The organism is Sedimentisphaera cyanobacteriorum (assembly GCF_001997385.1).
Taxonomy (GTDB): Bacteria; Planctomycetota; Phycisphaerae; order Sedimentisphaerales; family Sedimentisphaeraceae; genus Sedimentisphaera; species Sedimentisphaera cyanobacteriorum.
On sequence record NZ_CP019633.1, the window covers coordinates 613156 to 628764 of the forward strand.

A 15609-nucleotide genomic window follows, 5' to 3' on the forward strand; every position below is an offset into this window, starting at 1 on the left:
GGCGAAATTTTAAGGTAAAAAGCTTCTTTGAGGTTCTATGCTTTGGCTTGCGGAAGCTCTTTCCAGCAGGTGGTGTATCTCGGGCTTTTGCGGTTTGCGGCAGTTTTCCACGGCTTTTTAATCCCTGCAGCTGCCCATGTTATACCTGCATCATTGATCTGGTTGATTTTATCTATCGTTTCCATTAATTTTTCTTTCTTCCTTTTGCTGGATGTGTCGAAGAGCCCGGGCCCAGAGCAGTTCAGCGGCATAAGGCCGGAAAGTATTACGCCTGCCTTTACGAATCTCTTTTCCTGCCTGAATATTTTTTCAGCGCAGATTTCAGCCTCTCTTATTATCTCCGAAGTTTCGAAGGTTGGGCTCGGCAAAATCCTAACCTCCTTCCCGAAGTATGCATTTCCGCTGAAACGGTTAGTATTTGCGAAAACGGTTAAAACCACCGCACGGCTCTGCTGGTCTCTTAGCTTTTCGCACGCCCTTACCGCATAAAAGCTTACCGCCTCTTTCAGTTCTTTCAAACTGCTTACAGGCCTTCCGAAAGTCCTCGATACAGTTATTGCCTTCTTTGCAGGCGGGGCAAGCTCAAGCGAAAAGCACGGCTCCCCGCGAAGCTCACGCACGGTTCGTTCCATATTAACGCTGAATCTTCTGCGTGCGGTTTCAGGCTTGATTCTGCTGAGCTGCCGGGCGTTTTCCGCCCCGATATTTCTTAGCTTAAGGCCAAGCCGCCTTCCAACTCCCCAAATATCATCAATCATTACCCCTTCAAGAATTTGCTTTCTTTTATCAGATTCTTCGGGCAGGATAAACACCCCTTCAGAAGATTTTTTCGCTGTTCGCCCTGCGATTTTTGCAAGCGTTTTTGTTTCTGCTATGCCTATGGAAACAGGAATCCCTGTCCAGCTCAGAATAGTTTTCCGCAGCTTTCCCGCCCATACTTCCGGCTGTTCCTGCAGCCTGCGAAGACTCACAAACGCCTCATCAATAGAATAGACCTCGCATTCAGGACTGAACATTTCTATGATTTCCATTACCCTCTCAGACATATCGGCATAAAGCGTGTAGTTCGAGGAGAAAACGCCTGCATTGTTCTCACGCAGAAGTTTTTTCGCCTTAAAGTAGGGCGTGCCCATTGCTATGCCCAGCGATTTTGCCTCATTCGAACGCGCTACGATGCAGCCGTCGTTGTTTGACAGCACAACCACAGGCCTTTTTCTCATATCCGGCCTGAATACCCTCTCGCAGGATACATAGAAATTGTTGCAGTCTATAATGGCAAAATAGCTGCCTAAAGCTTGTGTATTACGCTGGTTACCACTCCCCATACCTCGAAATCCCTCTCCCCGCTTATTGTTTGAGATTCGTAGTCCTCGTTGTCCGGCTCGAGTATTACCTCGTTTTTCCTTATTCTGATCCGTTTTACTGTGAGCTCAGAATCAAGCGACGCCACTACCACATTCCCGCTTTTCGGTTCAAGGCTTCTGTCAACGATGAGAAGATCGCCGCTGTGTATGCCTGAATCCTTCATAGAACTGCCCGAAACCCTCACGAAAAACGTGGCAGGGGGGTTCTTGATCAAATGCTTATTCAGATCTAGTGCCGTTTCTATTAAATAAGTTTCACTTTTGTTGAGTATGTTTGTTACGATATCTGACATATTTATTCAAGAAAGTTTTTAGTTCCTGATGACTTTGATAATCGGTTCCGCGAATCACGAATTCCTTGACATGAGTAAACTGGCATTCGATCGGATTGAGCCATGAAGCATTGGTTGGCGTCCAGATCAGGTGAATATTGTTCTTTCGGCAATACTGCAGAACTTTCTCCTTGCGGTGCGGCGAGAAGTTGTCCAAAATCAGATGAATTCGCTGCTCCCGCGGATATTTCTTCCGTAAAAGCTTTAGCACTTCCAGGAACTCCTGATGCCGCTTTCGGGGCCGCATATAGCCCCACAGCTTCTTCTTGTGCACATCGTAAAAAGCCAGCCAGTGCCGCACGCCATGGGTTCGGGTATATGTGGCCGGCAGGCGTTTGGGATGGTCGGTTTCGCACCAGACCTGCCCCGGCTGAGGCCGGATTTCCAAAGGACCAAACTCGTCGTAGGAGATCGTGGGGCCGTTGGCGGCCGGCTGGTTTACAAACCGGCGAATCAGTTTTTTTTAGACTTGAGCTTGGGATCGTTGCATTCTTTCCAGGTTTTGGTCCGTCGAAGCTTGACCTTTTTCTCATGCAGAATACCGCGAAGGGTTTCGATGCTGATCTTCGGGATAATCTTTTCGGTAAGCAGGTACTCTCGCAGCTTCTCCAGAGACCACCGCTTAAACGGGCAACCCAACAGGTCCGGCGGACACTTGGCCGTTTCTGCGATAAAGGCCTTGTCGTCCTCGGTGAATTCATTCGGTCGGCCCGGCCGGGGCTTGGGTTCCAAAGCCTGAAGACCCCGGTCGTTAAAATCTTTGATAATCGCTCGCACATGGTGCTCAGAATAATGCACCAGATCGGCAATGGCAGGCACTTTATAGCCCTGATTGGAGGCCAATACCACTTGAGCCCGTCGGACTTTGACCCGGCTGGTACTGCGGCGGAGAATCCGCTGAATGTGTTCGCCTTCACTGATCCGGAGGTCTCGGGCATACAGACACATAAGAAATCCCTTTCCATGCTAAACAACATCGAATTCTTTCTTCGTATCTGTCTATATAATACACAATTATGCATCGCGCAAGTCTTGAATAAATAAAAAGTTGAAATTATTTTTTGGAAACGGCACTAGCTTTGATTCCTCGTAGTCTGATGCCGGCGAGGGGAACCCTGCAGGTACTGTTGAAATAAACAGAGGCCTGCCGAGACTGCTGCTCGTATCCGGTTTGTATATCTCTTCCACCTTAATCTTCATAGCAATATTATAGAAGTATGCAAATACAATATCAACCCCGATTTTCAGCTCGCTGTGTAGTACGGGGGATGTTAAACATTGAGCCTGTCCGCCGCAGGCGGAAAACACACGAAGGGGATATGGTTTTGATTTATTTATTATCCACAGATGGCACGGATATTATGTTTTTTTTTATTAAGCCTGCCGCCATAGTGTATTGGAGCCAGGCCGTTGATGCAATGCACAAGCGTAGATTTTCCGCTGCCGGAAGGGCCGGTCAAAAGCACCAGCTTGCCCGGTGAAATATCCAGATTGATATTGCTTAAAGCAGGTTTCTCCTGCCGGGTATATGTAAATGTTAAGTCTTGTATTTTCAGCATTACAATTACTCAAAAGTCTGCTGTACAATGATTTTCAAATCCAACCGCTGGATTCGACGGCTGTCCGGGACCCCGATACATCGGGACTGTTTCCCGGACACCTTTTCTTATTTTCAATTCTTCCGGCCAGTTGAACATGGTGGTAGTTGTGCAACTACCGATTGTGATTACAACCAATATCAAACTAATTGTCAAAATTTTGTTTTTGGGCTAAAATTTAAGGTTGATTTCATCCGTCGTTCATAAAAATTACTCATTGTGGTGTCAAAACAGAGTCATGATTTGACAGCTGGATATTTCGGAATATCCTTAAAAATACGGCTCTTAATATCAATATTAATCTCTAAAGAAAAGGGATAGTTTTGCAAACTGACCCTTTAGATTAACTGAACCAATCTTCAAAAACCAAACTTTTTCATAGCATTTCTGAATTCAAAACATACCTTCTTATTTTATAGCCCAATTTCTTCCAATTTCTTTTTTTCTTCTATAACTTCTTTCATCAATTCAGCCTGTTTTTCAATTTCTTCGGGGGTGGAGTTTTCCATGACAAGTTTCACCTGCTCTTTGTTGTTGAACTGGCCAATAAATAATATCTAACTTAACTACTCCACCATCATCTTTAAAGTTTTCTCCAACACTGTAGAGTTTAAAGCCGTCCCCCATTAGTCTATAAATTAAAGAACCGTTGCTGTAAGAATCATTCGGAACAGTTTGCAAATATCTTGAAGAAACAAGTTCATTAATTGTTTCAGGGAATTGCCCCTTATCAATCCTGTATCGTAAAGTTGCAAGAACAGTAACCAAAGCTTCAGCCTGCATTCCTGTATTGTTATATAATTCAAAGATATTTTGGGGATTTATACAAAAAAGTTTTAGAAACCAGTTGTTTTTATTTATGCCTTCTATTTCATTGAAAAAATCATGTGCTTCATTTTTAATCTGCCAAGGCGTTTTTCCCATTAATTTTGCCGATAGGGCAAAGACTTTTTCAATTTGCCCAACAACCTCATTTCTGGTTGGTCCTGCAAAACAAGCATGCAATCTTTGTTTAAGACTATTGCCTTTTCTCTGAAGATCGGATTTATTCAATTCGGCTAAGAGGCTAACATACCAGCCAGCTCTCCAAGCCAAACGCCCAGTGCCTTTGCCGTTATCAATGAAAGTCCGCTGTAATGCGTCATAGAGAAAGTACTTCTCCGTTTGTATGTCTGGTATATAATCATTGTTGTCAAGTTCTGATTGCAAAGCATCCTGGAAAAATTCCAATGCCGTGCTTTCAATATTTGATTTGCTTAGAATGACAAAAGTGGTTTTAAAAGTTTCTTCTTTTATGTTGAGTCCATTAAGCTGTTCTACTAATAATAGACTCGAACGACATTTATGCTGGCCCGCATTGTAACAGAAGAGGATGTCCTCAAAAGCCTGCTGAAATTGACCTTGGATAGCCTTGGTTTTCGCCTCCCAGAGCAATGCTTTGGTTAACTGACAAAACAAATCTAATTCAGGAACCATTATACCTGCTACAGTACTGTCCCTTTCAGACCTTCTTTCCAGCCAATAATAGGGCTTTTGGGAGGCTTCTCTAAAATATCCAAATGCTTGCTCGTTTGAAGCTAACCACTGACTGAGGGTATTCTGGTCAGACTCGTTGAGATCTGTAGGCCAGTTTTTCAAGGGCCATCTAAACTGGCTAGGCATATCAATGAACATGTCGAAGGCTTTCTGATAAGATGGAGCAGCATTTTCATTGGGGTCATAATCCTGCGGGCAAGCCGTTCGGTTGTATTCAGCTACATAATCAACTGTGATTTTGGGCTTAGCAGTCAAAAACAATATTATCTTCAGAATTAACAGAGCCATCAAAAATATAATGGCTGCTAAAAACCACTTTTTAGTTATTATAAATGTGTTCATTTTTAAGTACCTCTTAAGGATCTAACTCCATTTGATTAATCAATCCATTTCCGTACAGAAGAATATTATCATCTGTATCAGGAGCACCGATATCAAGCATACCATTATCACCCCACATAGCCCTACGCATTCCTATGCCACCATGTGTTTGAGTATAGTAAAAGGCGTCATAAATATCATCACCAGCTCCCATTCTCTCCCAGAACATTCTTATGCCTTCAGTTGTATCACCAACAATCTTTTCCATAATGCTTTTTGAAACGAGTACTTTTATTTTCCAGCCAATGAAAATTTGATCTTTGCTTCCTTGGCCCTGTAGAGAAAATACACCGTAAGCAGCAGCCATATCTGTGTACTTGGCACTCAAACAACCATCAACAAAGACTATCTTTTTATTCCAGGAATCATGCATTCCAAGGCTCCATAAGCTAAATCCTCTATTATCCCAATTATCAGGTAGCGGCTCCTGAGAATCAAAATAGGAAAACACTCCAATTTTTTCCCATTTGTCAGGCCACCAGTTCCTTACAGTGTGTTTCCAGCACTCAGTATTGGTTCTTTGCACACCAGGAATTTCAAGCCTCTCATTCCTGCCAACATGACTGTTTGCATGACCACACCAGTAGATGTATTTTACACCAGACTTGTTATAGAGGTATGTCAGATTTTCCGAAGTTACATTCTTGTGGTATAAAGCAAGCCAGGTTACACCTCTTGCCTCACAAGCTTCGGCACACTCAATGATAGCCGGCTTTCTGACCTTAAATACATCCTTGTTTGGTAGAACAATAACCATTCTGGCACCATTGGGCCAGTCTGATTGTTTGAACTCCTTTGTAAGATCTTTTGATGTAACTGTAGGGGTACTTGCTGCAGCTCCACCACCCATCGCCATCATAGCACCACCTGTCTCAGTGATAGTAATCTCACAAAACTGTTCGCTGCCAAAAGTTGCTCCGGGAACAATAATGTTTACATGCGGGGCGCTGTATGTATTTGACCAGATTACCTGATCATCCTGGTTGGTAACCTGCACATCTAGGGTATTGCCGCCATCATAAAACCCGCTGTACTTATAATCTTCAGTAGGATGGAAGTAATCACTGGTTGTAACTTTGTAAAGCAGGTTGTTGAAATATACCTTGACGGGCTTATGGTTGATTACGCTACCCCATAAATCAGTAGTTACAATCCTGATTGTATGCCAGCCGTTTGAGAACTTATCGCTTTCCAAACCAACCCAATTATTCTCATTATCCCAGTCAAGCAGCAAGTTATCTATCAAAATGTTGTCCAGATAAATAGATATGACTCCTCCATAGAGAGGGGCATCTTCAAGATATATGCCTACGTGCCCATAAATATTATTCGGGTCTAAAGTAACTTGTGTCTCAAGGTCCAGTATCTTAACAGCCATATCATCAGACATCCACTGTCCTGCTAAAACTGCAAAATCACTAAAGTTTGCTATTCCATCGTCATCGAAGTCAGCAGAAACAGGATCAGGGTTTAGCCATTGGTCAGCAAATTCAGCTAGGTCCAGTATATCCACGCTCTCATCCCAGTTAAGGTTGGCGGCGGGATACATATCCATCCTCGTTGTTTGATAATGCGGCCAGATATCCCCAACTCCCTCGTCAGGTTTACCATCTATCCTGGTCGTCCATCCCGGGAATACGGAGAGAGATGAGCCATTATCAACAAACTGCGAATTAGGATCGAGGAATATTCTGTAATCGTTCGGATCAATAACAAACGGATCATTCGTCTCATAGACCGGATCAGTAAAAGGCATTTCCGGGAAATTTTTGTTCTGGTAGTTGTTATACAAACCGGGACAAATTATACTGAACGCAACATAACTATCCCAGCCATTGAACCCGGAGTAACAATTTGTGGCCACGCAATCCCTTGAATAGAAATTTGGAGTATTTGGCTCATCAGGAACCCCATACACTGTAAAAGCATCATCTCCATCGTCAGCTAAGCAATTATAAATCTCAAAGTCTGGCTTTACAAAAGCTATGCTACTATCCATACTCTCTGGAATAAAGCAATAGGCCAGTCCGTAGTATTGCCATTCTGCCGACCACTCTCCAAAGTAGCTCACATAGGAGTTCATAATCTTATTAGAACCGAGACTATGGATTCCATTATAACAACCCAAGGCATAGATATTCGATATCGGGTACTCAAGCTGCTGGTCAGCAAGGACCCCGTAGTAGTGGCCACTCAGATACAGATTGTTAAGCAAACATCTTGTTCCCGCAGTTCTGTCAACAAGAATGCCGCAATAATTATTGAAGAACGGATTTCCTGATTCCCCGACAACCCAGACAGGTTCTGCAGGATTGTTCGTATCTCCCGGAGGCTGGATATCATTGGGTTTGTTCGAATCCGGTGCTGGCTCGCCGAAATATACATTTGCTCCATCATAGATCACTATTCCGTAATCCCAGTCTTCTGCAAGAACGATAGTTGTACCGGAGGGAATTACAACGTCAATTTCTTCTCCGCTCAGACCATGAATCAGTAATGGAGGATTCGAAACATAATAAACCTCATTAGGGTCCAGTACGCAACTGGCAGTAATTTCGGATAACTCTATCTGTCCTGCACCCAAAGTTATCATGCCCTGAGAGCCAGAACCTTCTTCGCCAAAGGAAGAAAATGTAAATCCTGCTGGCACATTGTATCCGTTGACAGTATTCGGGCAAACTACGGGGAAAGCATCAGCAGCACTAACACTATGAGCAAGAGGACCATTCAACAGAAGTTCACCCAGATCATCGTTGCCTGGCTCAGGATCAGAAGGCTGTGATTCTACGGATGGTTCAGCAGGGGCAGCCTCTGTCTCCAATTCTTCTTCAATAGCCTGGGGCTCTTCAACAGGGGGTATCCAATGCAGGGCATCATAACCAATGCCAAAGGCAATTACTAAATCAGTTTCAGGCGTGTAAAAAAGAACAAGCTCATAAATATGGTCGTCATCAGCGTGCAGATTCGCAACTCCCAGAGCAGTACCTTCTTCTTCAAAGCTGAAGAGGTAGGAGTCATTTGGTTCTTTCACCACTGACTCAATATTGGTAATTGGTTCAATCTTACAGCCCATTTCAGCAGTGACAAAATAATTAACATCTTTCTCCTTCTCACCTTCAATGGAGATTATAATTTCTTCACCGCCTTTTATCTCAGCAAATTCCTTAGCTGCATCAATGCCGTTTATTAGAAGTAAGACTTCTGCATTGGCAATAGAAGATATTACAAGAATTGATAAAAAAACTACCGCAAGAATTTTCCCTCTTTTCATGGCTCATATTCCTTTCTTATCATTTTAGTTAGTCGTTCCTGAAAAATCATTGATTTTTCAGGAACGACTCAATAGGAGGCTCGTGCTGGAAGTATCTTTCGCCGCAGAAATACTGCCAGTAAGGATTCTCAACCCAGCCGGCAACGATTGCTTCATCGCTGAGATTGAAAGTGTACTTGAGATACTGAAGGCCGACCATCAGGCGAATCGGCTTGGCCGGCCTGCCTGAATCAGGACTGTATAAACTGCCAAACTTTTCTTCAAAGCGAGACCAGTTGACAACCTCTGAGAGTTGGACTAAAGAGTGATCAGGATTTACAAGAGGTTTTAATGGCTGCTGAAAGAGTAAGCCTGCTTTATTGTTTTTTGCCTTCATTATTTTGTCCCAATATTGCAATGTTTTGATAGATGTAAGATAAACACTTGCAATATTATACCATATCTCGAAAGCTTTTCAATCATATAAACCATTATCAGAAAAGAATTTAAGGAAATTTTAAACTTTTTCAGGGGCGACTACATACACCGCCGCAGGCTGGGACTTCTCCGAAGGCGGGAGCTGGAAGATGGCAACGCTCGACGGCCAGACCGGCAGATATCCAATGCTCGGCTGGCAGAAACGCCCGAAGGTTGGCCTGCATGAATTTGTATGGGTTGCGAGGAACTGGGGAGAAATCGGCTTTGCCCCCGAGAGCGAGCCGAATCTTGTGGACTTCTCGAAAGACGGACATATCGATATATATGATCTGATGATGCTCGGAGAGAGCTGGTGGCAGGATTTGCCCGCAAGGGATGCTTTCGAGCCGGATGAGGATTTCAGCAGCGGTCAGCTTCCAAGCGGCTGGCAGGCCGGAGGCGATGCAGGCTGGCTGATAACTCAGCACGCAGAAGACTATGCAATTCGCTCCGAACAGATCGGCGATTCGCAGTGCGCAAGCATAACGCTTACCCGCGATACGAGATTCCTCGGGCGTATAAGCTTTGATTATCTCGTTTCGAGCGAAGAGGGGTTCGATGGGCTTGCATTCGTAATAGACGGCGAGCCGCAGGCGAAATTCTCCGGCGAAACCGGCTGGCAGACGTGCAGCTTCGAATTCACACCCGGAGAACATACCTTTACGTGGTCGTACTGCAAGGATTCATATTGGCAGGCCGGCAATGATATGGGAATGATAGACAATATCCAGTTTACAGAGGAGTAAAAGAAAATAAGCAAAATTTAACCAGTTATCTTACTGCAGGGTGAATTGCCCCCTCTAAAAATCTTAGTTGAACTTAGCCTTTTACAGCGACTGAAATATTTTTACTGCAGCAAAATGGAGCAGAGCAAGCAAAAACTGATGCTTCCCTGCTCTTTTTGTTTCCGAAGAGAATGTGCCTTAAAGTTTGTTTTTGACAGAAGATTCAGATTGCCTTACAATTATAATGCCGTCATTATGGGATTATTTAAAAATGATTCTATAAATTTAATCGAACAAACTCAGGGGCGGTGCGAAAAGGGTTACTAAAGGTAACGAAGCCCCGGCTGAGTGTATGTTCGCTGTTATATATTGCGGAGAACAGCTATGCGTTCGGGTTTTAAAAACTATTATACCCAGCAGCGTTCGAGGAATTCGAACGTTAAAGAATGCCCTTTTCTGACAATCTCGCGGGAATACGGCTGCTGCGGGATTGAGCTGGCTGAAAAGGTGGCAGATTTAGTTGAGCAGAGATGTTCGGTTAAGTGGGAAATATACCACAAGGACCTTCTCCAGAGGCTTGCAAAAGAGGCAGGCGTGGATTTTGATACCATTGAAAAACAGAGATTGGCAAAGCCCGGGATAATAAACGAGTTTTTGAGCAATCTCAAGCAGACAAATATACCGGACGGATACGAGATTCGCAAGCGTGTTGCCTTTATGGTGAGAGATATTGCAGGGAAAGGCAATGCGGTGATTGTCGGGCAGGGCGGAGCTGCTGCCACAGGCGATATGGCCGGCGGGCTTCACGTACGAATAGAGGCTCCGAGGCATTGGCGAGTTTTGAGAGTCCGCAATCAGGAAGGCCTGAGCGATAAGGATGCAGAAAAAAGGCTTGAAGAACTGGAAAAGTCCAGGATACATCTGCACAGGGCTTACGAGGCGATGTGCCCGAGGCGGCCTGCTTTTAATCTGCTGTTTGATAACAGCAAATTTACGGCAGAGCAGATATCAGAACAGATATTTTACGCTATGAAGCTTTGCGGGATGATAAAAATATAATGAGCTTTCGGATAAGCTTTTAATTTGAGGATATAGACAATGGAGCTCATCAAGAAAATCAAAGATGCAGAAAAGAAGGCTGAAGAGATTGAAGCTAAGGCAAGAGCCGATGCTGAGGGCGAAATGAAAAAGGCGGAGGCTGAAAGAAAGAAAAAGCTCAGCGATGCCGAGTCTTCCAGAAAGCAGAAGATTGATAAGGCGGTTAAGGATGCCCGCAGCGAGGGGTATGTTGAAGCAGATGCCATAGACAAAAACTCCAAATCCCAGTGCAGTGAGCTGGAAAACGTGAGTCAGTCGAGCGTGGAGGCAGCTTCGGATATGCTTGTAAACAGAGTGCTCTCAATGGCGGATAAGCAGGAGTAAAAACTTATGGCCGTTGTAGATATGACAAAAATTCTGATTGCTTCGCACAAAAGCGAGGCAGACAGACTCCTCTCAGAGCTTCAGGAAACTGGGCTTATTCATCTTCTCTCAAGCAAGGATTCAGCTGTATGCAGAAATTACGAACAGCTTGCATGCAGAGCTGAAAAGCCGAGGAAGCTTGAGGAGAAGATCAGCGAGCTTCAGAAAGATATAAGTTTTCTTGAAGAATTCAGCGAAACACCCACATCTCTTATGCAGCCGAAAGTGCCTGTATCAAGAAAGCAGTATCGGGAGGCTGCTGAAAACAGCGAGCTTGACGAGGCAGCAGAAAAAGTTAATTCTGCAAGAAAACAGATAGACAAGCTGAGGGCGGAAGACTACGAACTAAGGCTCAAATATGACGATCTGATAAAATGGAAAGAGATTGACATCCCGCTCAATGAGCTTGAGGAATTTGAAAATGTCAAATTTTTCATAGGCACTCTCCCACCAAGAAATTTCGGCACCGTTGAGAAGCAGCTCGAGGATTACGATGTTGTTCTGGATGTTGTATGCAGCGATAAGAAATGCGTTCGATTTGCTGCAGCGGCGGATAAATCTCATGCAAGCGATGTTCAGAAAATCCTGAGAGCTTCTGAATTCGAAGCGTTTGTTCATACCGATTATCGAGGCACAATAGCCGAAAACCTTGAATATATCGAACAGAAAAGAAGCACAATCTCAGACCGCATAAATGCAGAACGCCGAAAAGCAGAAGACCTTGCAGATAAAAATACAGATTTCCAGATTCTACACGACTACCTCAGAAACAAGGCGGACGCAATGTACGCACGTTCGGACGCTCCAGGGTCTGATTCTGTGAGCTTTTTTGAGGGCTGGATAAAGACAAACAGGCTGCATTGTCTTGATGCAATGCTCGAGAAGTTTGAAAGCACCGGCTACACCAAGATTGAGCCTGAAGAGGGTGAGCAGGTGCCTGTGGCGATAGAAAACTCCAAGTGGGCAAGGCCTTTCGAGGCGATATTAGGTCTTTACGGCAGCCCCCAGTATAACGATGTAGATCCAACTGCGTTTATGGCCCCGTTTTTCGCTGTATTTTTCGGGCTCTGCCTTACCGATGCGGCCTACGGAATAGTTATGATCCTGGCCAGCATTTTCTTTATTAAGAAGTTCCAAGGTGATAAGAAATTCTTCAAAGCTCTTGCTATATGCTCGGTATGCACAGTAGTGGCAGGTGCGATGACAGGCGGCTGGTTCGGAACCCTGATATACGATTTTGCAGTGAAAAACGATGTAGGCTGGCTCAGCGGTGCGATAGACAGTATGACTTGGTTCGATCCTCTCGTAGAGCCGATGACATTCCTGTATCTCTCGCTTGCTATGGGATATATCCAGCTTATGTTCGGCCTTGGTGTGGGCTGCTGGGATTATCTGCGCAAAGGGGATGTGGCCAGTGCGGTGATAAACAAGCTCTGCTGGATACTCCTGCTGAACGCTCTGATAATAATGGGCGGCTTCTCCGATGCTCTCACCCCTGCAATGGCCGACGCTCTTAAATGGATTACAATAGCTCTGCTTGCAGTTATAGGCCTATTCAGCGTCCGAGAGGGCAGCTGGGTAGTTCGTATAGCAGGCGGCTTGTTCGAGCTCTTCGGGCTCATTTTTTACCTCGGCGACCTGCTAAGCTATCTTAGGCTTATGGCTCTTGGCATGGCAACAGCGGGCGTTGCGATGGCAGTGAATATTATGGCAGAGACAACCAGCCAAACTCCGCTTATCGGATGGCTCGCAACTCTGCTCATACTCGTTATCGGGCACACTTTCAATCTCCTGCAGTCCGGGCTCGGGGCATTTGTCCATACGCTCAGGCTTCAGTTTGTTGAGTATTTTCCGAAATTTTTCTCAGGCGGAGGGATGGAATTTTCTCCGTTCAGCAGAAACACAAGATACGTTCATATCGAAGAATATAAAAATTGAGTTTAAGCAATAGTTACTAAGGAAAATTAATTATGGAAGAAATGGTTAACAGTGGTGCAGCTCTAACAGGAACGGCTTTAGCGTTTTTGGGAATGGCCTGTGCGGTATTCTTCGGAGGTACAGGCTCAGCGATTGGTCTCAGCTTGGCAGGCAGGGCAGGTAACGGCGTGCTTACAGACAAGCCCGAAAGATACGGTACTCAGATGCTTCTGGTAGTACTGCCGAGCTCGCAGGGCATTTACGGACTTGTAGCAGCTCTGCTTACTCTGAAAAATATGAACGCCTTTACTCAAGGTGCGCAGATTTTCGAGCTGAGTATGACACAGGGCTGGATTGTCCTTGCAGGCGGTCTGGCTGTGGGAATTTCCTGTCTGTTCAGCGGAATTTTCCAAGGGAAGGTATGTGCAGCGGGTATTCTTATGGCTGCCAAACGCCCGGAAATGGCTACTAAGGCCGGTGTTATGTATGGTATTTTTGTTGAGCTGTATGCTCTCTTCGGATTCCTCGCATGGTTCTTGATTGTGAATAACGGTATCGACTGGGCATCTTTTGCGGGCTAAAGCCGACAGGAAGACCAAATGAATACAGAACAGGTTGTAAATAAAATTATCTCTGAGGCTGAAAAAAATGCCGAAGAGATCAAAGCTGAAAATGATAAGCAGATATTCGCTTATAACCAGAAAACCGATGAGCTTGTTCAGCAGTATGAGCAGCATTCCGATGAGCTGGCGCAGAAAGCCGGCGAAGAGGAAAAGCGAAGAATCCTCGCAACTGCCCGTATGAAGAGCAGGACTGAGATCTTGAGCAAGAAGCAGCAGATCGTTTCCAAGCTCAACGAACGCGTTCACGATAAGATGGAATCTCTCGGCAAAGAGCAGTTTCAAAAGCTGTATGCCGGGTTGATTAAGAAGAATGCGGTCAACGGGGATGAAGTAATTTACCCGGGAAGCGAGGAAAAGTTTGTTGATGAGGATTTTGTAAATTCTGTCAATAAGGACACAGGGCTCAAGCTTACTCTCGCAGAAGAGAGGGCTTCTTTCAAGAGAGGCATTTCTCTTTCAAGCGGGCAGGTGAGCATCAATCTCTCGTTCGAGGTGCTGGTGGAAATGGCTCAGTCGGAGCTTGAAGGCGAAATACACTCTCAGCTTTTTACTGAATAAAGGATTATCCAGCAGATGCAGGAAATATACGAAATAATCCAAACGCCCAGAGCGGGAAAAGAAAATTGGGATTACGCCTATCACGCAGGCCTTGTGCGGGCAATGCAGACAAAACTGCTGCCCCTGAATGTCTTTGCTGATATGGCTTCTGCGGGAAGCTATAGAGAGGCAATAGAATGCACGGCCGGAAGTGATTACGGCTTCCAGCCCGATGAGCCTATCGAAAGGATATACAGCATTCTTGCCGATGCGAGAAATGAGCTGAAAACCTTCTTCAAAGATATGGCCTCGGGCAGCCCGATAGCCTCTCTGCCGGAGATTGAAGCGGATATGTCTAATCTGAGGCTTGCGGTGAGGCGGTTTGCAGCTGAAAGACCTATCGGCGAGGACTACTCCAATGCCGGTACAGTGCCGCCGGAGCAGTTTGAGAGTATTTTCGAAAGCGACGACTACAGCGACCTTCCCGCTCATTTCAGGCAGGCCGCAGAAGAGTCCGTCCTCGAATATTACGCCACCAAAGACCTGCGCTCAATCGATTATGCCATAGACAGAATAGAATTTCACTGGCACAAGAAGCTGGCTCAAAACGCTAAGCTTATTTACCTCTCAGACATTACTGCAGCTCGAATTGATCTTACAAATATTGGTATGGTTATTCGTTCCAAGTTTGCAGGCAGTGAAGAGGAACCGCCCTTTATAGCGGGCGGATTTGTGGATATCGATAAGCTCAAAGGAGCAATGTTCCAGAGCTTTGATGTGTTCGACCAAATCTTCTACTCAACCGATTACGAGCCTATGATCGTCTCCAGTGTGGATTACCTCAACAGCAGCAGCTCGTTTGTGCGTTTTGAGGCTCTTTGCGAACAGCATCTCCAGCGATGCTGCGATGTGGCTGATTATATAGCCGCAGGGCTTCAGCCCCTCATTGCTTTCTACTACAGAAAGCTCATCGAGCTCAGATGGCTGCGGATTGTGATAACCGCAAAGAAAAACGGCCTTTCAAAGCAGTTTATTTCAGACAGATTGGGGGTTTGATGCAGGGTAAGGCAGCAGTACTGGGAAGTTCGGATTTTGTAATGCCGTTTTCTGCGCTTGGGCTTGATACCCATCCAGTCCATGAGGACGATGATGTATCTCAGGCAGCAGAGAATATGCTTACGGAAAATTACAGCCTGATTGTGGTATCGGAGGATATCGCTCATAAGGCAAACGAAGTCTTCGAAAAGAAAAATGCAGAAGCAACGCCCTGCGTGCTTGTTCTTCCGTTTGTTTCGGAATCCGAAGGGTTCGCGATGGAATCCCTCGGAAAGGTGCTCAAGCTCGCAACGGGAATAGATATACTGAAGAATGGATAAGTGCTTATGCCTGCTGAAAGCGGGCTTTTTTG

17 protein-coding genes are annotated in these 15609 nt (G+C 45.1%); 8 read left to right on the top strand and 9 right to left on the bottom strand.

What is annotated here, in order from left to right:
- Window positions 1-35: 35 nt before the first annotated feature.
- The 9 genes from L21SP3_RS02295 to L21SP3_RS02335 form a co-directional block, all read right to left on the bottom strand.
- Entirely contained in the window at window positions 36-1325 is a 1290-nt protein-coding gene (locus L21SP3_RS02295; protein ID WP_077539147.1) for a Y-family DNA polymerase, read from the bottom strand.
- Window positions 1289-1657: a LexA family protein gene (locus L21SP3_RS02300; RefSeq protein ID WP_077539148.1), complete on the bottom strand. Its 369-nt coding sequence runs from the start codon at window positions 1655-1657 to the stop codon at window positions 1289-1291. The genes L21SP3_RS02295 and L21SP3_RS02300 overlap by 37 nt, the downstream gene beginning before the upstream one ends.
- Complete coding sequence (locus L21SP3_RS02305; RefSeq protein WP_077539149.1) at window positions 1620-2153, bottom strand: transposase; 534 nt, start codon at window positions 2151-2153, stop codon at window positions 1620-1622. Before L21SP3_RS02305 ends, L21SP3_RS02300 begins: the two co-directional genes overlap by 38 nt.
- A complete protein-coding gene (locus L21SP3_RS02310; protein WP_077539150.1) occupies window positions 2150-2644 on the bottom strand; it encodes a helix-turn-helix domain-containing protein in 495 nt (164 codons plus the stop codon). Before L21SP3_RS02310 ends, L21SP3_RS02305 begins: the two co-directional genes overlap by 4 nt.
- Window positions 2645-2710: 66 nt before the next feature.
- Window positions 2711-3004, bottom strand: coding sequence for a hypothetical protein (locus L21SP3_RS02315; protein ID WP_077539151.1), 294 nt, complete (start codon window positions 3002-3004; stop codon window positions 2711-2713).
- 29 nt (window positions 3005-3033) lie between these two features.
- Window positions 3034-3255, bottom strand: a complete 222-nt coding sequence (locus L21SP3_RS02320; RefSeq protein WP_077539152.1) for an ATP-binding cassette domain-containing protein — start codon at window positions 3253-3255, stop codon at window positions 3034-3036.
- 519 nt (window positions 3256-3774) lie between these two features.
- A complete protein-coding gene (locus L21SP3_RS02325; protein WP_077539153.1) occupies window positions 3775-5172 on the bottom strand; it encodes a hypothetical protein in 1398 nt (465 codons plus the stop codon).
- Between the two features lie 13 nt (window positions 5173-5185).
- Complete coding sequence (locus L21SP3_RS02330; protein WP_077539154.1) at window positions 5186-8482, bottom strand: hypothetical protein; 3297 nt, start codon at window positions 8480-8482, stop codon at window positions 5186-5188.
- Window positions 8483-8528: 46 nt separating this feature from the next.
- The gene (locus tag L21SP3_RS02335) at window positions 8529-8858 is read right to left on the bottom strand and encodes a transposase (protein ID WP_077539155.1); all 330 of its coding nucleotides are present in this window, start codon (window positions 8856-8858) and stop codon (window positions 8529-8531) included.
- Between the two features lie 190 nt (window positions 8859-9048).
- On the opposite strand from L21SP3_RS02335, the gene L21SP3_RS02340 reads away from it, so the two are divergent.
- From L21SP3_RS02340 to L21SP3_RS02380, 8 genes are all read left to right on the top strand, one after another.
- Window positions 9049-9684 carry a hypothetical protein gene (locus L21SP3_RS02340; RefSeq protein ID WP_077539156.1) on the top strand — a complete coding sequence of 212 codons (636 nt, stop codon included), beginning with the start codon at window positions 9049-9051 and terminating at the stop codon, window positions 9682-9684.
- 363 nt (window positions 9685-10047) lie between these two features.
- A complete protein-coding gene (locus tag L21SP3_RS02350) occupies window positions 10048-10722 on the top strand; it encodes a cytidylate kinase-like family protein (protein WP_077539158.1) in 675 nt (224 codons plus the stop codon).
- Between the two features lie 39 nt (window positions 10723-10761).
- A complete protein-coding gene (locus L21SP3_RS02355; RefSeq protein ID WP_077539159.1) occupies window positions 10762-11085 on the top strand; it encodes a hypothetical protein in 324 nt (107 codons plus the stop codon).
- 6 nt (window positions 11086-11091) lie between these two features.
- On the top strand, window positions 11092-13062 hold the full coding sequence (locus L21SP3_RS02360; protein ID WP_077539160.1) for a V-type ATP synthase subunit I: 1971 nt from the start codon (window positions 11092-11094) through the stop codon (window positions 13060-13062).
- A gap of 32 nt (window positions 13063-13094) precedes the next feature.
- Window positions 13095-13622, top strand: a complete 528-nt coding sequence (locus L21SP3_RS02365) for a V-type ATP synthase subunit K (protein ID WP_094759208.1) — start codon at window positions 13095-13097, stop codon at window positions 13620-13622.
- An 18-nt stretch (window positions 13623-13640) separates the two neighbouring features.
- Entirely contained in the window at window positions 13641-14222 is a 582-nt protein-coding gene (locus tag L21SP3_RS02370; protein ID WP_077539161.1) for a V-type ATP synthase subunit E, read from the top strand.
- 15 nt (window positions 14223-14237) lie between these two features.
- A complete protein-coding gene (locus L21SP3_RS02375; protein ID WP_077539162.1) occupies window positions 14238-15257 on the top strand; it encodes a V-type ATPase subunit in 1020 nt (339 codons plus the stop codon).
- Window positions 15257-15577 carry a V-type ATP synthase subunit F gene (locus L21SP3_RS02380; RefSeq protein ID WP_161488063.1) on the top strand — a complete coding sequence of 107 codons (321 nt, stop codon included), beginning with the start codon at window positions 15257-15259 and terminating at the stop codon, window positions 15575-15577. The genes L21SP3_RS02375 and L21SP3_RS02380 overlap by 1 nt, the downstream gene beginning before the upstream one ends.
- Window positions 15578-15609 lie beyond the last annotated feature (32 nt).